Here is a 23,063-nt window from a genome sequence, read left to right as displayed (position 1 = left end):
GTATGACAGCAGGCGGACATGCTCAAATTGGTAACGTTGATCTCGTAAAACAGCTGAACAGCGCGGCCGTATACCGCCTGATTGACCAGCATGGCCCCATCTCGCGCATTCAGATCGCGGAACAAAGCCAGCTTGCCCCTGCCAGCGTGACTAAAATCACGCGTCAACTAATTGAACGCGGGCTGATCAAAGAAGTCGATCAGCAGGCCTCCACCGGAGGCCGCCGCGCTATCTCCATTATTGCCGAGACCCGCAGCTTCCAGGCCATTGGCATACGCCTCGGCCGCCACGATGCCACCCTGACCCTGTACGATTTAAGCAGCAAGACGCTGGAAGAGGAGCACTTCCCGCTGCCGGAGCGCACGCAGGAAACCCTCGAGCACGCGCTGCTGAACATCATCGCCGCCTTTAGCGAACGCTGCCAGCGCAAGATCCGTGAGCTCATCGCTATCTCAGTCATTTTACCCGGTCTTGTCGATCCGGAAAGCGGCGTCATTCGTTACATGCCGCATATTCAGGTTGAGAACTGGGGTCTGGTAGAGGCGCTGGAAAAACGCTTTAAAGTGACCTGTTTTGTCGGCCATGATATCCGCAGCCTGGCGCTGGCGGAGCACTACTTTGGCGCAAGTCAGGACTGCGAAGACTCTATTCTGGTGCGCGTCCACCGCGGCACAGGGGCGGGAATTATCTCCAACGGCCGCATTTTTATCGGCCGCAACGGTAACGTGGGTGAGATAGGCCACATCCAGGTCGACCCGCTCGGCGAGCGCTGCCACTGCGGCAACTTCGGCTGTCTGGAGACCGTCGCCGCCAATGCGGCCATCGAACAGCGGGTGCGCCATCTGCTGGAACAGGGCTATCAGAGTCGCCTTAGCGTGGACGAGTGCAATATTAAAGCCATCTGCAAAGCCGCCAATAAGGGCGATACCCTGGCCTGCGAGGTTATCGAACACGTCGGCCGCCATCTGGGAAAAACCATTGCCATCGCCATTAACCTGTTCAATCCGCAGAAGGTGGTGATAGCCGGCGAAATCATCGAAGCAGAAAAAGTTTTGCTCCCGGCCATCGAAGGCTGCATTAACGCCCAGGCGCTAAAAGCGTTTCGCAAAAATCTGCCGGTGGTGCGATCCACGCTCGATCACCGTTCGGCGATCGGCGCCTTTGCGCTGGTGAAGCGCGCTATGCTCAACGGGATCCTGCTCCAGCGCCTGCTGGAAAATTAGCCTGTTTTTTGTTCACCCATTTGTGCCTTTCTTCAACGATGTCGGACTGTACATGACCATTCAAAACGTAATTTGTGATATCGACGGCGTGCTGATGCACGACAATGTGGCCGTGCCGGGCGCTGCTGAATTTATCAAACGCATTCTCGAAAAAGAGATGCCGCTGGTGATGTTGACCAACTATCCGTCTCAGACCGGCCAGGACCTGGCCAACCGCTTCGCCACGGCGGGCATTGACGTCCCGGATAGCGCCTTTTACACCTCCGCCATGGCCACCGCCGACTTTCTGCGCCGTCAGGAGGGGAAAAAAGCCTACGTGGTGGGCGAAGGCGCGCTGATCCACGAGCTTTATAAGGCGGGCTTCACCATCACCGACGTCAACCCGGATTTTGTCATCGTCGGCGAGACCCGCTCCTTTAACTGGGAGATGATGCACAAGGCGGCCTTCTTTGTAGCAAACGGCGCGCGCTTTATTGCCACCAATCCGGACACCCACGGCCGCGGCTTCTACCCGGCCTGCGGCGCGCTGTGCGCGGGGATTGAGAAGATCTCCGGCCGCAAGCCGTTTTACGTCGGCAAGCCGAGCCCGTGGATTATCCGCTCCGCGCTGAACAAGATGCAGGCCCACTCCGAGCAAACCGTCATCGTCGGCGATAACCTGCGTACCGATATTCTGGCGGGCTTCCAGGCCGGCCTGGAAACGATCCTCGTGCTGTCCGGCGTCTCGACGCTCGACGACATCGACAGCCTGCCGTTCCGACCGTCGTGGATCTATCCGTCGGTGGCCGAAATCGATATTTTCTAAGCCAAACCACGTCCCAGGACGTGGTTTTTCATTTTTCACGCACAATAAAAAAACCTCATCTAATGAAAACGGCTTATTTTTGAATATTCTTCAATAAAGTCGCTCAAAACATGTTCTTTTTTTAATATTCAACAATCACAATTGCGTTTTTTCCTGTTGCCCCCGTAAATCCCTTGCACCGCCCTCTCCTTTGCGGCATTTTCTTAAACACGCACTAAGATCTCGCAACAAGACGACGTCTGCACAACATCAAATACGACAGGGTAACGGAGAAGGCTATGTGTTCAATTTTCGGCGTACTGGATATTAAAACTGACGCGGTAGAACTGCGTAAAAAGGCACTGGAGCTTTCCCGCCTGATGCGCCACCGCGGGCCGGACTGGTCCGGCGTCTACGCCAGCGATAAAGCCATTCTGGTCCATGAACGTCTCTCTATCGTTGACGTTAACGCCGGCGCTCAGCCGCTGTATAACCAACAAAAAACCCACGCCCTGGCGGTGAACGGCGAAATTTATAACCACCAGGCGCTGCGCGCAGAATACGGCGACCGCTATGCCTTCCAGACCGGTTCAGACTGCGAAGTCATCCTCGCGCTGTATCAGGAAAAAGGCCCGGCCTTCCTTGACGATCTGCAGGGCATGTTTGCCTTCGCGCTGTACGACAGCGAGCAGGATGCTTACCTGATCGGCCGAGACCATATCGGCATCATTCCGCTGTATATGGGTCACGACGAACACGGTAACTTCTACGTCGCATCAGAAATGAAGGCGCTGGTTCCTGTGTGCCGCACCATTAAAGAGTTCCCGGCCGGCAGCTACCTGTGGAGCAAAGATGGCGAAATCCGCGAGTATTACCAGCGCGACTGGTTTGATTACGACGCGGTAAAAGATAACGTGACCGACAAAAACGAGCTGCGTCAGGCGCTGGAAGAGTCGGTGAAAAGCCACCTGATGTCCGACGTTCCTTACGGCGTGCTGCTTTCAGGCGGCCTGGACTCTTCGGTCATCTCCGCAATCACCAAAAAGTTTGCCGCCCGTCGCGTTGAAGATCAGGAGCGTAGCGAAGCCTGGTGGCCGCAGCTGCACTCCTTTGCCGTCGGCCTGGTCGGATCGCCGGATCTGAAAGCTGCGCAGGAAGTGGCAAACCATCTGGGCACCGTGCACCACGAGATCCACTTCACCGTGCAGGAAGGCCTCGACGCCATTCGCGACGTGATTTATCACATCGAAACTTACGACGTGACCACCATCCGCGCGTCGACGCCGATGTACCTGATGTCGCGTAAAATCAAAGCGATGGGCATCAAAATGGTGCTGTCAGGCGAAGGTTCTGATGAGGTGTTTGGCGGCTATCTCTATTTCCACAAAGCGCCAAACGCCAAAGAGTTGCATGAAGAAACCGTGCGCAAGCTGCAGGCGCTGCATATGTTTGACTGCGCCCGTGCGAACAAAGCGATGTCCGCGTGGGGCGTGGAAGCCCGCGTGCCGTTCCTCGACAAGCAGTTCCTCGACGTCGCGATGCGCATCAACCCGCAGGATAAGATGTGCGGCAACGGCAAAATGGAAAAGCATATCCTGCGCGAATGCTTTGAATCCTACCTGCCGGCAAGCGTGGCGTGGCGCCAGAAGGAGCAGTTCTCAGACGGCGTCGGCTACAGCTGGATCGATACGCTGAAAGAAGTGGCGGCCGGGCAGATTTCCGACCAGCAGCTGGAAACCGCCGCCTTCCGCTTCCCGTACAACACGCCGTCGTCGAAAGAGGCGTATCTGTACCGTGAAATCTTCGAAGAGCTGTTCCCGCTGCCGAGCGCCGCGGAGTGTGTCCCCGGTGGCCCGTCAGTCGCCTGCTCTTCGGCTAAAGCCATCGAATGGGATGAAACGTTCAAAACCATGAACGATCCGTCAGGACGCGCGGTAGGCGTGCACCAGTCGGCCTATAAATAATCGAGTCAGACGACAAACGGACCCCGCGGGGTCCGTTTTTTTATGCCTTTATTTACGGGTTAAAAGCGATAAATAACCAATAATTGCCGATTATTACACCACGCTGCTCGCAACCTAACCAAACAGTCACATTCCAGCGATTTTCCTTGAAAAAGAGGTTGACGCTCGCAGGCCCAATACGCATAATGCGCCCCGCAACGCCGATAAGGTAACGCGAAAAAAAAGATGGCTACGTAGCTCAGCTGGTTAGAGCACATCACTCATAATGATGGGGTCACAGGTTCGAATCCCGTCGTAGCCACCATCTTTTTTTTGCGGGAGTGGCGAAATTGGTAGACGCACCAGATTTAGGTTCTGGCGCCGCAAGGTGTGCGAGTTCAAGTCTCGCCTCCCGCACCATTCACCGAACGCGTTGCACGGATGGGGTATCGCCAAGCGGTAAGGCACCGGTTTTTGATACCGGCATTCCCTGGTTCGAATCCAGGTACCCCAGCCATATTTCTTCGAGGTTAGCGGTTCACCGCGACGGTTATTGGGGTATCGCCAAGCGGTAAGGCACCGGTTTTTGATACCGGCATTCCCTGGTTCGAATCCAGGTACCCCAGCCATCGAAGAATGTGATAAGATTTGGCTACGTAGCTCAGCTGGTTAGAGCACATCACTCATAATGATGGGGTCACAGGTTCGAATCCCGTCGTAGCCACCATATAAAGGAATTATTGATTCAGTTCGATAAATCCAAAAAAAATTGTTGGGGTATCGCCAAGCGGTAAGGCTCTGGTTTCTGATACCAGCATTCCGAGGTTCGAATCCTCGTACCCCAGCCAATTTAAAAAAGTCGTTCACTTGTGAGCGCACCCGTTGGGGTATCGCCAAGCGGTAAGGCTCTGGTTTCTGATACCAGCATTCCGAGGTTCGAATCCTCGTACCCCAGCCACTTAGTAACAAAAAAGCTCGCTTCGGCGAGCTTTTTTGTTTTTGTCGTCCGCCACTTTCAGCGCACGGTAATATCAACGCGGCTCCCCGGCTAAGCCTGGCGCGGGCCGGGGAACCTCTTAGCTACAGCCCCAGCGCGTACTTCAGCGCCTGACGCTTTAAAATACCCGCCCGCGCCGCCGCCATCAGGCCGATATTGCGCAGCGCGCGCACCGGCGCCAGATCGTTGCTGAAGCCAACGTAAAACAGATCCATCCCCGACTGCATAATGAAATTATCGGTTCTGCGCCGCGTCTGATAGCGTTTGAGCACCGGCAGGCTGTCCCACTCCTCACCGCGATCCCGCGCGCGCGTTAAGACATCCAGCATCGCATCGACGTCGCGATAGCCGAGATTAACTCCCTGCCCCGCCAGCGGATGAATGGTGTGCGCGGCGTCACCCACCAGCGCCAGCCCCGGCTGCACATACTGCAGCGCGTGGCGGCGGGTCAGCGGAAACGCGCCGGCGCTTAGCGGCGTGACCTCACCGCAGCGCGACGGGAAATGGCGCCCAATCTCCTGCTGGAGCTGCGCCATGCTCATCCCCTGCAGCTGACGAATTCGCGCGGGGGTGTCGTACCAGACCAGCGAGGCCCAGCGATCGAACAGCGGCAGAAACGCGCGCGGCCCGGAGGGCGTAAACTGCTGCCAGGTGCTGTCGCCGGGATCGTCGGCGCACTGGACGCTAATCAACATGCAGGATTGCTGGTACTGCCACGCCTGTACGCCAATCCCGGCCAGCCGACGCACCTCGGAGTTTGCGCCGTCGGCGCCAATAACCAGCCGGGCCGCGCACTCGCTGCCGTCGCTCAGGCGCAATAGCGTATGCGCAGATTCGCGCTGCAGCGCCTGCAGCGAAACGCCAACCCGCAGCGTAACCTGCTCATGCGCCTCCAGCGCCTGCCACAGAGCCAGCTGCAGCACGTTATTCTCCACCATATAGCCCAGCTCAGAGAGCGCCAGCTCCGCGGCGTCGAAGGAGACGTGAGCCGCTTCCCACTCCCAGGTCTCCAGCCGACGATAGGGATGCACGCGCATCGCGCGTATCTTCTCCCAGACGCCAAGGCTTTTTAACAGCCCGACGGAAGAAGAGCCGATCGCCGAAATGCGCACGTCCGGCGGCTGTGTCGGGTCAAAAGCCGCCGGCGCGGCCTTCTCGATGACCGTCACCGTAAAACCGTGCTGTGCCAGCCCTAGCGCCAGGGCGCCGCCAACCATTCCACCGCCAATAATGGCGACATCCGTTGCGTGAATTGTCATGGCAATTATCCTTAAAACCTCAATCCATTCAGTTTACCGGATTTTCAGGCGCCCTGTGGTGATTACGCTCGCGCTGGTCAGGGCCCCCCCAAAGCATTACAATGTGCCCCCTGCAATCCTGGCTATACTCGTCGTTTTTCAAATTGCAGGTGCCCTGGCTGCACCCGCTCGCCCCAGTCTCATAGCGACCTATGATGCTGGGATCTCCCGGGCCTGCCGCCTGCAATTCGAAATTCATAGAGCGTCTGTACCCGTCATTTTGGATATCTATAATTGAGCATGAGCATGTCGATGACAAAAAAACTCCATATTAAAACCTGGGGCTGTCAGATGAACGAATACGATTCATCAAAGATGGCCGATCTGCTGGATGCCACGCACGGGTATCAGCTCACTGAAATCGCGGAAGAAGCGGACGTCCTGCTGCTCAATACCTGCTCAATTCGCGAGAAGGCCCAGGAAAAAGTCTTCCACCAGCTGGGCCGCTGGAAATTACTGAAAGAAAAAAATCCCAACCTGATTATCGGCGTCGGCGGCTGCGTCGCCTCGCAGGAGGGCAAGCTGATCCGTCAGCGCGCCCACTATGTCGATATTATTTTTGGCCCGCAGACGCTCCATCGCCTGCCGGAAATGATTAACTCGGTGCGCGGCAACCGCCGGCCGGTGGTCGACGTCAGCTTCCCGGAGATCGAAAAGTTTGACCGCCTGCCGGAACCCCGCGCCGACGGGCCTACCGCGTTCGTCTCGATTATGGAAGGCTGCAACAAATATTGTACCTACTGCGTGGTGCCCTATACCCGCGGTGAAGAGGTCAGCCGTCCTTCTGACGATATCCTGTTCGAGATTGCCCAGCTGGCGGCTCAAGGTGTCCGCGAGGTCAACCTGCTCGGACAGAACGTTAACGCCTGGCGCGGCGAAAACTACGACGGCACCACCGGCAGCTTTGCCGATCTGCTGCGTCTGGTCGCTGCGATCGACGGGATCGATCGCATTCGCTTCACCACCAGCCACCCGATCGAATTTACCGATGACATTATTGACGTCTATCGCGACACCCCGGAGCTGGTAAGCTTCCTGCATCTGCCGGTACAGAGCGGCTCTGACCGCGTGCTGAACCTGATGGGGCGCACCCACACGGCGCTGGAATATAAAGGCATCGTGCGCAAGCTGTACGAAGCGCGGCCAAATATCCAGATAAGCTCCGACTTTATCGTCGGCTTCCCCGGTGAAACCAACGACGATTTCGAGAAGACCATGAAGCTGATTGCCGATGTGAATCTCGACGTCAGCTACAGCTTTGTCTTCTCCGCGCGCCCGGGCACGCCGGCGGCGGATATGGTCGACGACGTCCCGGAAAAAGATAAGAAACAGCGCCTCTATATTCTGCAGGAGCGCATCAACCAGCAGGCGATGGCCTGGAGCCGCCGGATGCTCGGCACCACCCAGCGTATTCTGGTCGAAGGCACCTCCCGCAAGAGCATTATGGAGCTCACCGGGCGTACCGAAAATAACCGGGTCGTCAACTTCGAAGGGACGCCGGATATGATCGGCAAGTTTGTCGACGTCGAGATCGTCGACGTCTATACCAACTCGCTGCGCGGAAAAATCGTGCGTACCGAAGAGGAGATGGGCTTACGCATTGTGGAATCACCGCAATCCGTCATCGCGCGGACCCGCAAAGAAAACGATTCGGGCGCCACGCTTTATCAGCCTTAATCCGTTCAGGCCTGCCGGCTCCGGCAGGCCTTGTATTTCCTCTCCCGGACCCAATATTCATAGCAATGCTTGCGCCATATTCCCGTGACGTGAATAATTTCCTTACCCGCCGGGGTATCGCCTGCAAGATGGCGGCTATACCCGTTTATCGCCCGGCAAAACGCAGATAAGAGGAACAGCTTGAACACAGAAACTCGCGAAATCACCCTGGAACCAGCGGACAACGCACGCCTGCTTGGGCTGTGCGGCCCGTTTGACGACAACATCAAACAGCTTGAGCGCCGGTTGGGCATCGAAATCAACCGCCGTGACAATCACTTTAAGCTGACCGGACGCCCAATATGCGTCAACGCGGCGGCGGATATTCTGCGCAGCCTGTACGTCGATACCGCCCCCATGCGCGGGCAGATTAACGATATCGAGCCGGAGCAGATTCACCTTGCCATCAAAGAGGCCCGCGTGCTCGAGCAGAGCGCCGAGAGCGTCCCGGAGTACGGCAAAGCCATTAATATCAAGACCAAGCGCGGCGTGATTAAGCCCCGCACGCCAAACCAGGCGCAGTACGTCGCCAACATCCTCGACCACGATATCACCTTCGGGGTCGGCCCTGCCGGCACCGGGAAAACCTATCTGGCGGTTGCCGCCGCGGTCGATGCCCTGGAGCGTCAGGACGTGCGCCGTATTCTGCTGACCCGCCCCGCCGTTGAGGCCGGTGAGAAGCTGGGCTTCCTGCCTGGGGATCTCAGCCAGAAGGTCGATCCCTACCTGCGCCCGCTGTACGACGCGCTGTTCGAAATGATGGGCTTTGAGAAAGTTGAGAAGCTGATCGAGCGCAACGTGATTGAAGTCGCGCCGCTGGCCTATATGCGCGGCCGTACGCTGAACGACGCCTTTATCATTCTCGATGAGAGCCAGAACACCACCATCGAGCAGATGAAGATGTTCCTGACCCGTATTGGTTTTAACTCTAAAGCGGTGATCACCGGCGACGTCACCCAGATTGACCTGCCGCGCAGCACCAAATCCGGCCTGCGTCACGCTATCGAAGTGCTGGCGGAAGTCGATGAAATCAGCTTCAACTTCTTCAATAGCGAAGACGTCGTGCGCCACCCGGTGGTGGCCCGCATCGTCAACGCCTATGAGGCGTGGGAAGAGGCGGATCAAAAACGTAAAGCAGAACTGGCCGCCGAGCGCAAACGTGAAGCCCAGGAACAGGAGCAAAAATGAGTCAGGTTATTCTCGATTTACAGCTGGCTTGCGAAGAGAACGGCGGACTGCCGGATGAAGCGCAGTTTCAGCGCTGGCTGGATGCCGTGATCCCTCAGTTCCAGGAAGAGTCGGAAGTGACCGTTCGCCTGGTAGACGAAGCCGAGAGCCACGAGCTAAATCTGACCTATCGCGGCAAGGATAAGCCGACTAACGTGCTGTCATTCCCCTTCGAAGCGCCACCGGGCATCGAGCTGCCGCTGCTCGGTGATTTGATCATCTGCCGCCAGGTGGTTGAGCAGGAAGCGAAAGAGCAGGAAAAACTGCTGGAAGCGCACTGGGCGCATATGGTTATACACGGCAGCCTGCACCTGCTGGGCTATGACCACATCGTTGATGAAGAAGCGGAAGAGATGGAAAGCCTCGAAACAGAGATAATGCTTGCTCTGGGCTATGAGGATCCGTACATTGCCGAGAAGGAATAACCTGCCGCCGGCTTTGCCGGCGACTGGCCGCTATGCCGGGCGCTGAGTACACGCGCGACGGGCGACGATTTAACTAACATGAGAACCCACACGACGCCATGAGCGACGACAACTCACACAGTAGTGACACAGTAAACAGCAAAAAGGGATTCTTCTCCCTGTTACTCAGCCAGCTCTTTCACGGAGAACCCAAAAACCGTGATGAACTGCTGGCGCTGATCCGTGATTCCGGGCAAAACGACCTTATCGACGAAGATACGCGCGATATGCTCGAAGGGGTAATGGATATCGCCGACCAGCGCGTCCGCGATATTATGATCCCCCGCTCGCAGATGATTACCCTGAAACGCAACCAGACCCTGGACGAGTGCCTCGATGTCATCATCGAATCCGCCCACTCGCGTTTCCCGGTGATCAGCGAAGACAAAGATCACATCGAAGGGATTCTGATGGCCAAAGATCTGCTGCCGTTTATGCGCAGCAATTCCGAAGCTTTCAGCATGGAACAAGTGTTACGCCCGGCGGTTGTCGTGCCTGAAAGCAAGCGGGTTGACCGCATGCTGAAAGAGTTCCGCTCCCAGCGTTATCATATGGCTATCGTTATCGATGAGTTTGGCGGCGTCTCCGGTCTGGTGACCATTGAAGACATCCTTGAGCTTATCGTCGGTGAAATCGAAGACGAATACGATGAAGAAGAAGATATCGATTTTCGTCAGCTGAGCCGACACACCTGGACGGTCCGCGCGCTGGCCTCGATTGAAGACTTCAACGAAGCCTACGGCACCCACTTCAGCGATGAAGAAGTTGATACCATTGGCGGACTGGTGATGCAGGCCTTTGGCCATCTGCCGGCTCGCGGCGAGTCTATCGACATTGATGGTTACCAATTCAAGGTCGCAATGGCTGATAGCCGACGTATTATCCAGGTACATGTCAAACTTCCTGAAGACGCGCCGCAGCCGAAGCTGGAAGACTAATCACACGGGACGATTAACCTAAATGGTATTTGCCTCTCTTCTTGAACGCCAGCGCGTACGTCTGCTGCTGGCGCTATTATTCGGAGCCAGCGGAACGCTGGCTTTTTCTCCTTATGACATCTGGCCCGCGGCGATTATTTCGCTCATCGGCCTGCAGGGCTTAACCCTTAACCGTCGTCCTTTGCAGAGCGCCTGGATTGGTTTCTTCTGGGGCATGGGGCTGTTCGGCTCGGGGATCAACTGGGTTTACGTCAGCATCGCGCAGTTTGGCGGCATGCCAGGCCCGGTCAACGTGTTCCTCGTGGTGCTGCTGGCAGCCTATATGTCGCTGTACACCGGGCTGTTCGCCGGACTGCTCTCCCGCCTGTGGCCCAAAACCAGCTGGCTGCGCGTCGCCATCGCCGCGCCCGTGGTCTGGCAAATCACCGAGTTTCTGCGCGGCTGGGTGCTGACCGGCTTCCCGTGGCTGCAGTTCGGCTACAGCCAGATTGACGGCCCGCTGAAGGGCTTAGCCCCGATCGTTGGCGTCGAGGCGATTAACTTCCTGCTGATGGTCGTCAGCGGTCTGCTGGTGCTGGCCGCCGTCGAGCGTCGCTGGAAACCGCTGATTATCGCCGCGGTGCTCTTCGCCCTGCCCTTCCCGCTGCGCTACATTCAGTGGTATCAGCTGCTGCCCGAGCGCGCGACCGAAGTGTCGCTGGTGCAGGGGGATATTCCGCAGGCCCTTAAGTGGGATGAAAAGCAGCTGTTCAACACGCTGAAGACCTATATGGATCTGACCCAGCCGCATATGGGCTCATCCCAGCTGATTATCTGGCCCGAATCCGCCATTCCGGATCTGGAGATCAATCAGCAGAATTTCCTCACCATGATGGATAACCTGCTGCGGTCGAAAAACAGTTCGCTGGTCACCGGCATCGTCGATGCCCGACTGAACAAGCAGAACCGCTACGACACCTACAACACCATCATTACGCTGGGCAAGGATAACCCTTACAGCTACGACTCCACGGATCGCTATAACAAGAACCATCTGGTTCCGTTTGGCGAGTTTGTGCCGCTGGAATCGATTCTGCGCCCGCTGGCACCGTTCTTCGATCTGCCGATGTCCTCCTTCAGCCGCGGCCCGTACGTTCAGCCGCAGCTGGTGGCGCATAACCTTAAGCTAACGGCCGCTATCTGCTACGAAATAATCCTCGGCGAGCAGGTGCGCGATAATTTCCGCCCGGATACCGACTTCCTGCTGACCATCTCCAACGACGCCTGGTTTGGCAAGTCGATAGGCCCGTGGCAACACTTCCAGATGGCGCGCATGCGCGCGCTGGAGCTGGCGCGTCCGCTGCTGCGCAGCACCAATAACGGCATTACCGCCGTCATTGGTCCGCGGGGTGAAATTCAGGACATGATCCCGCAGTTCACCCGCGCCGTGCTCACCACTAAGGTCACTCCGACGACGGGCCTGACGCCGTACGCCCGCACCGGCAACTGGCCGCTGTGGGCGCTGACCGCGCTGTTTGGCTTTGGCGCCCTGCTGATGAGCCTGCGTCAGCACCGCCGCTAATCCCTGCTTAGCGGATACTCTCCGCCTGCCCCGGTGATGCCCGTCACCGGGGAATTCTCCCTTCCCGCCCAATCTGGCACGCCCATTGCTTAATATACTTACGTCGCGCCGCTATGGCTGCTGGTACAACCGGGTTGCACCACAGGCAGACCTGCTGCGCGCTATTTTGGTGCAATGAGCGATTTTTGCCTTTAAATGGTGCGGAGCGCTTCGCAAAAATAAACAATACCACAGCAAAATCTTTACATTAAGCCAAACTAAATGCTAACAAACACATACAAACGCTGCACTTAAAGGCTGCAGCGATAATAAAGCTCACACACAATCACAATGGGCATCAATGGCGTCCCTGGCGCTGCGGATAAGGAGTTGGATATGCAATTACGTAAACTGGCCACAGCAATGCTGGTCATGGGTATGACCGCCGGCCTGGCGCACGCGGAAGATGCCGCACCGGCTACAGGCCAGAGCACTCTGGATAAAATTGCCAAAAACGGCGTGATCGTGGTTGGCCATCGTGAATCATCCGTACCGTTCTCCTACTACGATAACCAGCAGCAGGTCGTCGGCTACTCGCAGGATTACTCCAACGCCATCGTCGATGCTATCAAGAAGAAGCTGAACAAACCTGACCTGCAGGTAAAACTGATTCCGGTCACCTCGCAGAACCGTATTCCGCTGCTGCAAAACGGCACCTACGATTTCGAATGCGGCTCCACCACCAACAACCTGGAGCGGCAGAAACAGGCGGCTTTCTCTGACACCATTTTTGTCGTCGGCACCCGTCTGCTGGCAAAAAAAGGCGGCGCGATCAAAGACTTTGCTGACCTGAAAGATAAAGCCGTCGTGGTGACGTCCGGGACCACCTCAGAAATTCTGCTGCACAAGCTGAACGACGAGAAAAAAATGAATATGCGCATCATCAGCGCTAAAGATCACGGCGACTCCTTCCGTACTCTGGAAAGCGGCCGCGCGGTGGCCTTTATGATGGATGACGCGCTGCTGGCCGGCGAACGTGCCAAGGCCAAGAAGCCGGACAACTGGGAAATCATCGGCACGCCGCAGTCCAAAGAAGCTTACGGCTGTATGCTGCGTAAAGATGACCCGCAGTTCAAAACCCTGGTAGACGACACCGTTGCCAAGGCGCAGACCTCTGGCGAAGCGGCAAAATGGTTCGACAAGTGGTTCAAAAACCCAATCCCGCCGAAGAACCTGAATATGAACTTCGAACTCTCTGAAGATATGAAGGTGCTGTTCAAATCACCAAATGACAAGGCTCTTAACTAATTAAAACAACAAGGGGCGGGAAATCCTGCCCTCCCGATTGTTGTCACAGCACGGACAGACTATACGGTGGCTGGTCGTTCCCCAGCCGCCGCGAACACCGAAGTACGCTGGGCAAGGATCTTCAAGGGTAGCGCTGCTACCCTTTTTTTTCCAGGAGTCATTTATGTCAATAGACTGGAACTGGGGGATATTCCTGCAACAGGCCCCGTTCGGCAATACCACCTATCTGGGCTGGCTATGGAGCGGCTTTCAGGTCACCGTCGCTCTGTCGGTTACCGCCTGGATCATCGCTTTTCTCGTCGGCTCGCTATTCGGTATTTTACGTACCGCTCCGAATCGGCTGCTCTCCGGTATCGGCACCTGCTACGTCGAACTGTTCCGTAACGTTCCGCTGATCGTGCAGTTCTTTACCTGGTACCTGGTGGTGCCGGAGCTGCTGCCAGAAAATATCGGCATGTGGTTTAAATCCGAGCTGGATCCCAATATTCAGTTCTTTATCTCCTCCATGCTCTGCCTCGGGCTGTTTACCGCCGCACGCGTGTGTGAGCAGGTGCGTGCGGCGATCCAGTCGCTGCCGCGCGGGCAGAAAAACGCCGGGCTGGCAATGGGTCTCACCCTGCCGCAAACCTACCGCTACGTTCTGCTGCCCAACGCCTATCGGGTTATCGTCCCGCCGATGACGTCGGAAATGATGAACCTGGTAAAAAACTCGGCCATCGCCTCCACCATCGGGCTGGCGGACATGGCGGCGCAGGCGGGCAAGCTGCTGGACTACTCCGCCCACGCCTGGGAGTCGTTTACCGCCATTACCCTCGCCTATGTGTTCATTAACGCGGTGATTATGCTGATTATGTATGTGGTTGAGCGCAAAGTTCGCCTGCCGGGCAATTTGGGGGGCAAATAACTATGTATGATTTTGACTGGAGTTCTATCGTTCCATCCATGCCGTATCTGCTGGCGGGACTGGTTATCACCCTGAAAATCACCGTTATCGCCATCGTTATCGGTATCGTCTGGGGCACTCTGCTGGCGGTCATGCGTCTGTCGAGCTTTTTACCGCTGGCGTGGTTTGCCAAAACCTACGTCAACGTGTTCCGCTCCATCCCGCTGGTGATGGTGCTGCTGTGGTTTTATCTGATTGTGCCGGGCTTTTTACAGAACGTGCTTGGCCTGTCGCCGAAGACCGATATCCGGCTTATCTCGGCCATGATTGCGTTCTCCATGTTTGAAGCAGCGTACTATTCGGAAATTATCCGTGCCGGCATCCAGAGTATCTCCCGCGGCCAGTCCAGCGCCGCGCTGGCGCTGGGGATGACCCACTGGCAGTCGATGAAGCTGATTATCCTGCCGCAGGCCTTTCGCGCGATGGTGCCGCTGCTGTTAACCCAGGGGATCGTCCTGTTCCAGGATACCTCGCTGGTCTACGTTCTGAGCCTGGCAGATTTCTTCCGCACCGCGTCCACTATCGGCGAGCGTGACGGAACCCAGGTCGAAATGATCCTGTTCGCAGGTGCCGTTTATTTTGCAATTAGTCTCAGCGCATCGCTGTTGGTCAGCTGGTTGAAGAAAAGGACTGTGTAATGATTACCCTGAAAAACGTTTCAAAATGGTATGGTCACTTTCAGGTGCTGACCGACTGCTCTACGGAAGTGAAAAAAGGCGAAGTGGTGGTGGTTTGCGGGCCGTCAGGCTCGGGAAAATCAACGCTGATCAAAACCGTTAACGGCCTCGAGCCGATACAACAGGGCGAGATAACCGTGGACGGCACCAGGGTGAACGATAAAAAGACCAACCTCGCAAAGCTGCGCTCCCGCGTCGGGATGGTATTCCAGCACTTTGAGCTGTTTCCGCATCTGTCGATTATCGACAACCTGACGCTGGCGCAGGTAAAAGTGCTCAACCGCAATAAAGCCACTTCCCGCGCCAAAGGCCTGAAGCTGCTGGAACGCGTGGGGCTTTCCGCCCATGCGGAAAAATATCCGGCGCAGCTTTCAGGCGGCCAGCAGCAGCGCGTCGCCATCGCCCGCGCGCTGTGCATGGACCCGATTGCCATGCTGTTTGATGAACCGACGTCGGCGCTGGATCCGGAGATGATCAACGAAGTGCTCGACGTCATGGTCGAACTGGCAAACGAAGGCATGACCATGATGGTCGTAACCCACGAAATGGGCTTCGCACGCAAGGTGGCCAACCGGGTGATCTTTATGGATGAAGGGAAGATCGTCGAAGATGCTGACAAGGAAGCATTTTTCGCCAATCCGCAGTCCGAGCGCGCCAAAGACTTCCTCGCCAAAATCCTCCACTAACGGTCAGGCGCGCACGGGTGCGTGCGCGCTGTTCACGGCAATTCTCAACGCAATATCAAGGTTCAAACGGCCGGCGCTGGAACTGATCGTGGCCGCACTTCGGGCAGCGCGGCAGCACGTCCGGGGTGTAAACCGCCAGATGGTGGTGGCACTTCTCGCACACCAGATTGCCCAGCCCGACGACCTCGCCACTCTGGTACACGCCGTGGTGATTCAGGTCCTGAAATACCTCTCGCCACTCCAGCTGGGTTTTATCGGTAATATCGGCCAGCTCCTGCCACAGGCTCTCCTTTATAACCCGCATAAATACGCTGTCCGTTAGCTCATCATGACTCTCTTCATAGCTGCGGGCGAACTCTTCCAGATCGCGCCTTACCGCCTTAGTCAGCGTCTCAACTTCGCGATGCGTTAACTCACCGGACTGGCTGATTTTCACCCGCGCCTGCTCCACCAGCGCGTCTATATCACGCTCTCCACTGCGTAACCGTTCGCTGAGCGTTGACACCAGCTCGCGGTAGAATTGAGCAACCTTGTTCATCATTTCGCCTCCTGTGTGGTTAACTTATTCTAATAATAGACGTTATCTGCCGGTTGCTTTGCCATTCAGGCCACAGAGTAGCTAAATATTCTGCGCCGCTTTTGCCGATGTTAATGTGCGAAAGGCTGTTTTGACGTGGGCGTTTGGGCTATGCTATGCCGATCTGAGATAACACATCCATTGGCTACATTTGTAGCTGTATTGAAAACAGGACCACTGGCTGCCATGCAAGAGCAATACCGCCCGGAAGAGATAGAATCGAAAGTCCAGCTTCACTGGGACGATAATCGTACATTTGAAGTCACTGAAGACGAGAGCAAAGAGAAGTACTACTGCCTGTCGATGCTACCTTATCCTTCTGGCCGACTACACATGGGCCACGTGCGTAACTACACCATCGGCGATGTGATTGCCCGCTACCAGCGTATGCTCGGTAAAAACGTCCTGCAGCCCATCGGCTGGGATGCGTTCGGCCTGCCTGCAGAAGGCGCAGCGGTGAAAAACAATACGGCGCCAGCGCCGTGGACCTATGACAACATCGCCTACATGAAAAACCAGCTGAAAAAGCTGGGCTTCGGCTACGACTGGAGCCGTGAAGTGGCAACCTGCACCCCGGAATACTACCGCTGGGAGCAGAAGTTCTTCACCGAACTGTATAAAAAAGGCCTGGTATACAAGAAAACCTCCGCGGTGAACTGGTGCCCTAACGACCAGACCGTGCTCGCCAACGAACAGGTTATCGACGGCTGCTGCTGGCGCTGCGATACCAAAGTTGAGCGTAAAGAGATCCCGCAGTGGTTTATCAAAATTACCGCCTACGCCGACGAACTGCTGAGAGATCTGGATAATCTGGATCACTGGCCGGATACCGTCAAGACCATGCAGCGCAACTGGATCGGCCGTTCTGAAGGGGTAGAAATCTCCTTCAACGTCAACGATTACGCCGATAAGCTGACCGTCTACACCACGCGTCCTGATACCTTTATGGGCTGCTCCTACCTGGCCGTAGCCGCGGGCCACCCTCTGGCGCAGCAGGCGGCGGCCAATAACCCGGCGCTGGCTGCATTTATCGACGAATGCCGCAACACCAAAGTCGCAGAAGCTGAAATGGCGACGATGGAGAAAAAAGGCGTCGACACCGGCTTTAAAGCCATCCATCCGCTGACCGGCGAAGCTATTCCGGTATGGGCGGCCAACTTCGTGCTGATGGAGTACGGTACCGGCGCGGTGATGGCGGTTCCGGGCCACGACCAGCGCGACTATGAGTTTGCCAAAAAATATGGCCTCAACATCAAGCCGGTTATCCTCGCGGCAGACGGCTCTGAGCCAGATATCTCCGAGCAGGCGCTGACGGAAAAAGGTGTGCTGTTCAACTCCGGCGAATTCAGCGGGCTGAGCTTTGAAGCGGGCTTCAACGCCATCGCCGACAAGCTGGCGGCGATGGGCGTCGGCGAGCGTAAGGTAAACTACCGTCTGCGCGACTGGGGCGTATCCCGTCAGCGCTACTGGGGCGCACCGATCCCGATGGTCACCCTGGAAGACGGCACGGTCATGCCGACCCCGGAAGATCAGCTGCCGGTTATCCTGCCTGAAGACGTGGTCATGGACGGCATCACCAGCCCGATTAAAGCCGACCCTGAGTGGGCTAAAACCACCGTCAACGGCCAGCCTGCACTGCGTGAAACCGATACCTTTGATACCTTTATGGAATCCTCGTGGTACTACGCGCGCTACACCTGCCCGCAGTACGACCAGGGCATGCTGGATCCGGAAGCGGCGAACTACTGGCTGCCGGTTGATATCTATATCGGCGGCATCGAACACGCGATCATGCACTTGCTGTACTTCCGCTTCTTCCACAAGCTGATGCGCGACGCGGGCATGGTTAACTCTGACGAGCCGGCTAAGCAGCTGCTGTGTCAGGGGATGGTTCTGGCGGACGCGTTCTACTACGTCGGCGAAAACGGCGAGCGTAACTGGGTCTCCCCGGTTGATGCCACCGTCGAGCGCGACGAGAAAGGCCGTATCGTTAAGGCCTTCGATCCGCAGGGCCGCGAGCTGGTGTATACCGGCATGAGCAAAATGTCCAAGTCGAAGAACAACGGCATCGACCCGCAGGTGATGGTTGAGCGCTACGGCGCGGACACCGTGCGTCTGTTCATGATGTTCGCCTCTCCGGCAGATATGACTCTCGAATGGCAGGAGTCCGGCGTTGAAGGGGCAAACCGCTTCCTCAAGCGCGTCTGGAAGCTGGTCTACGAGCACACGACTCAGGGCCCGGCCATTCCCCTCGACGCTGCCAGCCTGAGCGAAGATCAGCAGGCGCTGCGCCGTGACGTGCACAAAACCATCGCGAAAGTGACCGATGATATCGGCCGTCGTCAGACCTTCAACACCGCGATCGCGGCGATCATGGAGCTGATGAACAAGCTGGCGAAAGCTCCGCAGGAAGGCGAGCAGGATCGCGCGCTGATGCGTGAAGCGCTGCTGGCGGTCGTGCGTATGCTCAACCCGTTCACCCCGCACGCGAGCTTCACCTTATGGCAGGCGCTGGGCGGCGAAGGCGATATCGACAGCGCACCGTGGCCGGTCGCCGACGAGAGCGCCATGGTTGAAAATACTACCCTGGTCGTCGTCCAGGTTAATGGTAAGGTTCGTGGTAAAATTACCGTACCGGTCGATGCCACCGAAGATCAGGTCCGCGCCCGCGCTGGTCAGGAACATCTGGTCGCGAAGTATCTCGACGGCGTCACCGTACGTAAAGTGATCTACGTTCCGGGCAAACTGCTCAATCTGGTCGTTGGCTAAGCGCAGGAGGAAGCGTGCGATATCTGGCAACATTGTTGTTATCTCTGGCGGTGTTAATCACCGCCGGATGCGGCTGGCACCTGCGCAGTACTACCCAGGTCCCAACCGCAATGAAAACCATGATCTTCCAGTCGGGCGATCCGAACGGGCCGCTGAGCCGTTCGGTGCGTAACCAGCTGCGCCTGAACGGGGTTGAACTGATCGATGGCAGCACGCTGCGTAAGGATGTTCCTTCTCTGCGTCTGGAATCATCGTCTATTCAGAAAGATACGGCCTCCATTTTCCAGGACGGACGTACCGCTGAGTACCAGATGGTGATGACGGTACACGCCAGCGTGCTAATCCCGGGTCATGATATCTATCCGATCACGACGAAAGTCTACCGCTCGTTCTTCGATAACCCGCAGGCGGCGTTAGCGAAAGATGCCGAGCAGGATATTATTATCCAGGAGATGTACGACAAAGCAGCAGAGCAGCTGATTCGTAAGCTGCCAAGCGTTCACGTTGCGGATGTCGAAGCCACCAAAAGCGAGGAGCAGCCGGTCACCACGACCCCCGCCTCCTCCACCTCCGGTGGTCGCGTCTCCACCACGCTGGGTAACTGATGATTCGGTTGTACCCGGAACAGCTCCGCGCGCAGCTCAATGAAGGGCTGCGCGCGGCCTATTTACTGCTGGGTAGCGATCCTCTGCTGCTACAGGAGAGTCAGGATGCGATTCGCGAAGCCGCTGCCGTTCAGGGCTTTATCGAACACCATACCGCGACGATTGATGCCAGTACCGACTGGCACGCTCTCTTCTCGCTGAGTCAGGCAATGAGCCTGTTCTCCAGCCGCCAAACCCTGCTCCTGATCCTGCCTGAAAATGGCCCCAATGCGGCCATTAACGAACAGCTGGCAACCCTTATCGGCATGCTGCATGACGATTTGCTGCTGATTGTGCGCGGCAATAAGTTGACCAAAGCGCAGGAGAACGCCGCGTGGGTCACTGCCCTCGCCAGCCGCGCGGTGCAGGTAAGCTGCCAGACGCCGGAATATGCCCAGCTGCCGCGCTGGCTCGCCGCGCGCGCTAAGCACAACAGCCTGCAGCTTGACGACGCGGCCAGCCAGCTGCTGTGCTACTGCTACGAAGGCAACCTGCTGGCGCTGTCGCAGGCGCTGGAGCGTTTGTCCCTGCTGTGGCCGGACGGCAAGCTCACGCTGCCGCGCGTAGAGCAGGCGGTTAACGATGCCGCCCACTTTACGCCGTATCACTGGGTCGATGCGCTGCTGGCGGGCAAAAGCAAGCGCGTGCTGCATATTCTGCAGCAGCTGCGACTGGAGGGGAGCGAACCCGCAATCCTCCTGCGCACGCTGCAGCGAGAGCTGCTGCTGCTGGTGAACCTGAAGCGCCAGTCGGCCCATACGCCGCTGCGCTCGCTGTTCGATAAGCATCGCGTGTGGCAAAACCGCCGGCCGCTGTTAACCGACGCGCTCACCCGCCTCGGCAGCGATCAGCTGCGCCAGGCCGTTACCCTGCTTACCCGAGCGGAGCTCACCTTCAAGCAGGATTACGGAACCAGCATCTGGCCCGAATTAGAGAGCCTTTCTTTACTGCTCTGCCACAAAGCGCTGGCGGACGTGTTTATCGATGGTTGATATGACTCAGCTGCAGGCAATGTACGGAGGCACCTTCGATCCGGTGCATTACGGTCACCTCAAACCGGTCGAAATTCTGGCGAATCAGATAGGCCTGGGAAAAGTGATTATCGTTCCTAACAACGTGCCGCCGCATCGTCCCCAGCCGGAGGCAACCAGCGCCCAGCGCTGGCATATGCTCGAACTGGCTATTGCTGATAAGCCGTTGTTCGTGCTCGACGATCGCGAGCTGCAGCGCCAGACGCCGTCCTGGTCGGCGCAAACGCTGCAGGAGTGGCGCCAGGAGCAAGGGCCAAAGCCGTCGCTGGCATTTATCATCGGCCAGGACTCTTTGCTCACCTTCCCCACCTGGCACAACTACGCCAGCATTCTGGATAACGTGCATCTGATCGTCTGCCGGCGTCCGGGCTATCCGCTGGTGATGCAGCGCCCGGAGGACCAGCAGTGGCTCGATAAGCATTTAACCCACGATATCGAGCAGCTCCACCGCCGCCCCGCCGGGGCTATCTATCTGGCGGAAACGCCGTGGTTTGATATTTCGGCCACCCTCATTCGCCAGCGTCTTGAAAGCGGCGAATCCTGTGCCGATATGCTGCCGGCGGCCGTCCTGGACTACATTCATCAGCAAAAGCTTTATTGCTAACCCCCGGCGCCGCCGGGTAATTTAGCGCCTCCCCTTTCGACTCAGTGAGGATAATCATGAAATTATGGTTAGTTCGTCATGGCGAAACCCAGGCTAACGCAGCCGGTCTGTACAGCGGACGCGCGCCCACTCCCCTCACCGAACGCGGCGAGGCCCAGGCCCTCCGGCTTGGTCAGCAACTGCAGGCGGTGGCGTTTGACCGCGTTCTTTGCAGCGAGCTTGAGCGCACCCAGCGTACCGCTGACCTGCTGCTGGGCGACCGGGCGATCCCCCGCGAAATTATTCCCGACCTCAATGAGATGTTCTTTGGCGACTGGGAAATGCGCCACCATCAGGATTTGCAGCATGAAGATGCGGAAAACTATGCCGCCTGGTGCGCGGACTGGCAGCACGCGTCGCCCACCAACGGCGAAAGTTTTCAGAATTTTGCCCGACGAGTAGCGGCATTTAGCGAGGCGCTGGCGCAGTATCAGCATCTTGACCATCTGCTCATCGTCGGCCATCAGGGAGCGCTTAGCCTGTTAACCGCCCTTCTGCTGGAGATGCCGGCGGCGGCGATGTGGCGTTTCCCCATCGAACACGGCGCGTGGAGCATGCTCGATCTGCGCGCAGATTTCGCCACGCTGCGGGTACTCAATAGCCGGGCCGTCTGGCGGGCGGAAGAAGAATTCAGTCCAGACCATTGACAGGTCGGAGCAGGCTGCTATTCTCCGCAGCCTGAAGGTATCCGCCATACAGATGTTTTACAAAAATGGCGATGCAATCAACGGCGATGGATGGGATGATAGCCGCCTCCAACGCCGGTTGGCAGACATTTATCCCGACTTCCTTATGAGTTCAGGTATACTGCCAGGCTGTTTATTATTTTCACTCTTCACTCACCCAGGGGGAACTCTTGCAGGGTAAAGCACTCCAGGATTTTGTTATCGACAAAATTGATGACCTGAAAGGTCAGGACATCGTAGCCATTGACGTTCATGGCAAATCCAGCATTACAGATTGCATGATTATTTGCACCGGCACGTCTACGCGCCACGTAATGTCCATCGCCGACCACGTGGTACAAGAGTCTCGCGCCGCCGGCATGCTGCCGCTGGGCGTAGAGGGTGAAAGCGCCGCCGACTGGATTGTTGTCGATCTTGGCGACGTCATGGTTCACGTCATGCAGGAAGAGAGCCGTCGTCTTTACGAGCTGGAAAAACTCTGGAGTTAATGCGTGAAGCTGCAGCTGGTGGCCGTTGGCACCAAAATGCCGGACTGGGTTCAGACCGGCTTTAGTGAATATCTGCGTCGTTTTCCAAAAGATATGCCGTTCGAGCTGTTGGAAATCCCCGCCGGTAAGCGCGGTAAAAATGCCGATATCAAGCGTATCCTCGAAAAAGAAGGGGAGATGATGCTGGCAGCCGCGGGTAAAAACCGCATCGTGACCCTGGATATTCCGGGGAAACCCTGGGATACGCCGCAGGTGGCGCGTGAGCTGGAGCGCTGGAAGCAAGATGGCCGCGACGTCAGCCTGCTGATCGGCGGCCCCGAGGGGCTTTCTCCGGCGTGTAAAGCCGCGGCGGAACAGAGCTGGTCGCTCTCCACCCTGACCTTGCCTCACCCGCTGGTACGCGTACTGGTTGCGGAGAGTCTGTATCGGGCGTGGAGCATTACAACCAACCACCCTTACCACCGTGAATGATGATGACCAG

At 57.1% G+C, this 23,063-nt stretch carries 21 protein-coding genes and 7 tRNA genes; 26 read left to right on the top strand and 2 right to left on the bottom strand.

Annotation, left to right across the window (positions count from 1 at the left end; genetic code table 11):
- Positions 1-2 precede the first annotated feature (2 nt).
- The 10 genes from GVK32_RS19590 (at position 3) to GVK32_RS19545 (ending at position 4,908) form a co-directional block, all read left to right on the top strand.
- On the top strand, positions 3-1,223 hold the full coding sequence (locus GVK32_RS19590; RefSeq protein ID WP_159871951.1) for an N-acetylglucosamine repressor: 1,221 nt from the start codon (positions 3-5) through the stop codon (positions 1,221-1,223).
- Positions 1,224-1,275: 52 nt separating this feature from the next.
- Complete coding sequence (locus GVK32_RS19585; RefSeq protein ID WP_041147548.1) at positions 1,276-2,028, top strand: HAD-IIA family hydrolase; 753 nt, start codon at positions 1,276-1,278, stop codon at positions 2,026-2,028.
- 278 nt (positions 2,029-2,306) lie between these two features.
- The gene (asnB, locus tag GVK32_RS19580; RefSeq protein ID WP_041144597.1) at positions 2,307-3,971 is read left to right on the top strand and encodes an asparagine synthase B; all 1,665 of its coding nucleotides are present in this window, start codon (positions 2,307-2,309) and stop codon (positions 3,969-3,971) included.
- Between the two features lie 227 nt (positions 3,972-4,198).
- Positions 4,199-4,275: transfer RNA gene (locus GVK32_RS19575), tRNA-Met, on the top strand.
- A gap of 10 nt (positions 4,276-4,285) precedes the next feature.
- Positions 4,286-4,370 (top strand) — tRNA-Leu (locus tag GVK32_RS19570).
- Between the two features lie 22 nt (positions 4,371-4,392).
- Positions 4,393-4,467 (top strand) — tRNA-Gln (locus GVK32_RS19565).
- 37 nt (positions 4,468-4,504) lie between these two features.
- Positions 4,505-4,579: transfer RNA gene (locus tag GVK32_RS19560), tRNA-Gln, on the top strand.
- A gap of 21 nt (positions 4,580-4,600) precedes the next feature.
- Positions 4,601-4,677 (top strand) — tRNA-Met (locus GVK32_RS19555).
- Between the two features lie 46 nt (positions 4,678-4,723).
- Positions 4,724-4,798 (top strand) — tRNA-Gln (locus tag GVK32_RS19550).
- A gap of 35 nt (positions 4,799-4,833) precedes the next feature.
- Positions 4,834-4,908, top strand: a tRNA-Gln gene (locus GVK32_RS19545).
- A gap of 122 nt (positions 4,909-5,030) precedes the next feature.
- Here GVK32_RS19545 and ubiF read toward each other — a convergent pair.
- The gene (gene ubiF / locus GVK32_RS19540) at positions 5,031-6,206 is read right to left on the bottom strand and encodes a 3-demethoxyubiquinol 3-hydroxylase (RefSeq protein ID WP_159871949.1); all 1,176 of its coding nucleotides are present in this window, start codon (positions 6,204-6,206) and stop codon (positions 5,031-5,033) included.
- Between the two features lie 291 nt (positions 6,207-6,497).
- On the opposite strand from ubiF, the gene miaB reads away from it, so the two are divergent.
- From miaB to GVK32_RS19495, 9 genes are all read left to right on the top strand, one after another.
- On the top strand, positions 6,498-7,922 hold the full coding sequence (miaB, locus tag GVK32_RS19535) for a tRNA (N6-isopentenyl adenosine(37)-C2)-methylthiotransferase MiaB (RefSeq protein WP_159871947.1): 1,425 nt from the start codon (positions 6,498-6,500) through the stop codon (positions 7,920-7,922).
- Between the two features lie 180 nt (positions 7,923-8,102).
- The gene (locus GVK32_RS19530) at positions 8,103-9,149 is read left to right on the top strand and encodes a PhoH family protein (RefSeq protein WP_041144594.1); all 1,047 of its coding nucleotides are present in this window, start codon (positions 8,103-8,105) and stop codon (positions 9,147-9,149) included.
- Positions 9,146-9,613: an rRNA maturation RNase YbeY gene (gene ybeY, locus GVK32_RS19525; RefSeq protein ID WP_159871944.1), complete on the top strand. Its 468-nt coding sequence runs from the start codon at positions 9,146-9,148 to the stop codon at positions 9,611-9,613. Before GVK32_RS19530 ends, ybeY begins: the two co-directional genes overlap by 4 nt.
- 98 nt (positions 9,614-9,711) lie before the next feature.
- Positions 9,712-10,590: a CNNM family magnesium/cobalt transport protein CorC gene (gene corC / locus GVK32_RS19520; RefSeq protein WP_123707010.1), complete on the top strand. Its 879-nt coding sequence runs from the start codon at positions 9,712-9,714 to the stop codon at positions 10,588-10,590.
- A gap of 22 nt (positions 10,591-10,612) precedes the next feature.
- A complete protein-coding gene (lnt, locus tag GVK32_RS19515) occupies positions 10,613-12,151 on the top strand; it encodes an apolipoprotein N-acyltransferase (RefSeq protein ID WP_159871941.1) in 1,539 nt (512 codons plus the stop codon).
- A 375-nt stretch (positions 12,152-12,526) separates the two neighbouring features.
- On the top strand, positions 12,527-13,438 hold the full coding sequence (locus GVK32_RS19510) for an amino acid ABC transporter substrate-binding protein (protein WP_159871938.1): 912 nt from the start codon (positions 12,527-12,529) through the stop codon (positions 13,436-13,438).
- A 163-nt stretch (positions 13,439-13,601) separates the two neighbouring features.
- Positions 13,602-14,342 carry an amino acid ABC transporter permease gene (locus GVK32_RS19505; RefSeq protein ID WP_123707007.1) on the top strand — a complete coding sequence of 247 codons (741 nt, stop codon included), beginning with the start codon at positions 13,602-13,604 and terminating at the stop codon, positions 14,340-14,342.
- A 2-nt stretch (positions 14,343-14,344) separates the two neighbouring features.
- Positions 14,345-15,019: a glutamate/aspartate ABC transporter permease GltK gene (gene gltK, locus GVK32_RS19500; protein WP_041144588.1), complete on the top strand. Its 675-nt coding sequence runs from the start codon at positions 14,345-14,347 to the stop codon at positions 15,017-15,019.
- Positions 15,019-15,744: an amino acid ABC transporter ATP-binding protein gene (locus GVK32_RS19495; RefSeq protein ID WP_159871935.1), complete on the top strand. Its 726-nt coding sequence runs from the start codon at positions 15,019-15,021 to the stop codon at positions 15,742-15,744. Before gltK ends, GVK32_RS19495 begins: the two co-directional genes overlap by 1 nt.
- A gap of 55 nt (positions 15,745-15,799) precedes the next feature.
- On the opposite strand, the gene GVK32_RS19490 is transcribed toward GVK32_RS19495, so the two are convergent.
- Positions 15,800-16,285: a zinc ribbon-containing protein gene (locus tag GVK32_RS19490; protein ID WP_185022474.1), complete on the bottom strand. Its 486-nt coding sequence runs from the start codon at positions 16,283-16,285 to the stop codon at positions 15,800-15,802.
- Positions 16,286-16,507: 222 nt separating this feature from the next.
- Here GVK32_RS19490 and leuS point away from each other — a divergent pair, with 222 nt between their 5' ends.
- The 7 genes from leuS to rlmH all read left to right on the top strand — a co-directional run bounded on the left by leuS (position 16,508) and on the right by rlmH (position 23,053).
- Complete coding sequence (gene leuS / locus GVK32_RS19485) at positions 16,508-19,090, top strand: leucine--tRNA ligase (protein WP_159871932.1); 2,583 nt, start codon at positions 16,508-16,510, stop codon at positions 19,088-19,090.
- A gap of 14 nt (positions 19,091-19,104) precedes the next feature.
- Entirely contained in the window at positions 19,105-19,695 is a 591-nt protein-coding gene (gene lptE / locus GVK32_RS19480) for an LPS assembly lipoprotein LptE (RefSeq protein ID WP_159871929.1), read from the top strand.
- The gene (gene holA / locus GVK32_RS19475) at positions 19,695-20,726 is read left to right on the top strand and encodes a DNA polymerase III subunit delta (RefSeq protein WP_133596812.1); all 1,032 of its coding nucleotides are present in this window, start codon (positions 19,695-19,697) and stop codon (positions 20,724-20,726) included. The genes lptE and holA overlap by 1 nt, the downstream gene beginning before the upstream one ends.
- Complete coding sequence (nadD, locus tag GVK32_RS19470) at positions 20,719-21,369, top strand: nicotinate-nucleotide adenylyltransferase (protein ID WP_200842911.1); 651 nt, start codon at positions 20,719-20,721, stop codon at positions 21,367-21,369. The genes holA and nadD overlap by 8 nt, the downstream gene beginning before the upstream one ends.
- A 56-nt stretch (positions 21,370-21,425) precedes the next feature.
- Positions 21,426-22,055, top strand: a complete 630-nt coding sequence (locus GVK32_RS19465) for an adenosylcobalamin/alpha-ribazole phosphatase (RefSeq protein ID WP_159871926.1) — start codon at positions 21,426-21,428, stop codon at positions 22,053-22,055.
- Positions 22,056-22,264: 209 nt separating this feature from the next.
- Positions 22,265-22,582, top strand: a complete 318-nt coding sequence (rsfS, locus tag GVK32_RS19460) for a ribosome silencing factor (RefSeq protein ID WP_004859547.1) — start codon at positions 22,265-22,267, stop codon at positions 22,580-22,582.
- Between the two features lie 3 nt (positions 22,583-22,585).
- The gene (gene rlmH, locus GVK32_RS19455; protein WP_041144581.1) at positions 22,586-23,053 is read left to right on the top strand and encodes a 23S rRNA (pseudouridine(1915)-N(3))-methyltransferase RlmH; all 468 of its coding nucleotides are present in this window, start codon (positions 22,586-22,588) and stop codon (positions 23,051-23,053) included.
- The last annotated feature ends 10 nt before the right edge of the window (positions 23,054-23,063 follow it).

Source organism: Klebsiella sp. 18074, assembly GCF_902705905.1.
Taxonomy (GTDB): Bacteria; Pseudomonadota; Gammaproteobacteria; order Enterobacterales; family Enterobacteriaceae; genus Klebsiella; species Klebsiella terrigena.
The sequence above is the reverse complement of the archived record's forward strand: the minus strand, read 5'-3'. Positions and strand labels throughout refer to the sequence as shown.

Excerpts from the sequence above, each read along its gene's own strand:
- GVK32_RS19590 (WP_159871951.1), top strand. The coding sequence starts at position 3 with ATGACAGCAGGCGGACATGCTCAAATTGGTAACGTTGATCTCGTAAAA.
- GVK32_RS19585 (WP_041147548.1), top strand. The coding sequence starts at position 1,276 with ATGACCATTCAAAACGTAATTTGTGATATCGACGGCGTGCTGATGCAC.
- asnB (WP_041144597.1), top strand. The coding sequence starts at position 2,307 with ATGTGTTCAATTTTCGGCGTACTGGATATTAAAACTGACGCGGTAGAA.
- ubiF (WP_159871949.1), bottom strand. The coding sequence starts at position 6,206 with ATGACAATTCACGCAACGGATGTCGCCATTATTGGCGGTGGAATGGTT.
- miaB (WP_159871947.1), top strand. The coding sequence starts at position 6,498 with ATGACAAAAAAACTCCATATTAAAACCTGGGGCTGTCAGATGAACGAA.
- ybeY (WP_159871944.1), top strand. The coding sequence starts at position 9,146 with ATGAGTCAGGTTATTCTCGATTTACAGCTGGCTTGCGAAGAGAACGGC.
- corC (WP_123707010.1), top strand. The coding sequence starts at position 9,712 with ATGAGCGACGACAACTCACACAGTAGTGACACAGTAAACAGCAAAAAG.
- lnt (WP_159871941.1), top strand. The coding sequence starts at position 10,613 with ATGGTATTTGCCTCTCTTCTTGAACGCCAGCGCGTACGTCTGCTGCTG.
- GVK32_RS19510 (WP_159871938.1), top strand. The coding sequence starts at position 12,527 with ATGCAATTACGTAAACTGGCCACAGCAATGCTGGTCATGGGTATGACC.
- GVK32_RS19505 (WP_123707007.1), top strand. The coding sequence starts at position 13,602 with ATGTCAATAGACTGGAACTGGGGGATATTCCTGCAACAGGCCCCGTTC.
- gltK (WP_041144588.1), top strand. The coding sequence starts at position 14,345 with ATGTATGATTTTGACTGGAGTTCTATCGTTCCATCCATGCCGTATCTG.
- GVK32_RS19495 (WP_159871935.1), top strand. The coding sequence starts at position 15,019 with ATGATTACCCTGAAAAACGTTTCAAAATGGTATGGTCACTTTCAGGTG.
- GVK32_RS19490 (WP_185022474.1), bottom strand. The coding sequence starts at position 16,285 with ATGATGAACAAGGTTGCTCAATTCTACCGCGAGCTGGTGTCAACGCTC.
- leuS (WP_159871932.1), top strand. The coding sequence starts at position 16,508 with ATGCAAGAGCAATACCGCCCGGAAGAGATAGAATCGAAAGTCCAGCTT.
- holA (WP_133596812.1), top strand. The coding sequence starts at position 19,695 with ATGATTCGGTTGTACCCGGAACAGCTCCGCGCGCAGCTCAATGAAGGG.
- nadD (WP_200842911.1), top strand. The coding sequence starts at position 20,719 with ATGGTTGATATGACTCAGCTGCAGGCAATGTACGGAGGCACCTTCGAT.
- GVK32_RS19465 (WP_159871926.1), top strand. The coding sequence starts at position 21,426 with ATGAAATTATGGTTAGTTCGTCATGGCGAAACCCAGGCTAACGCAGCC.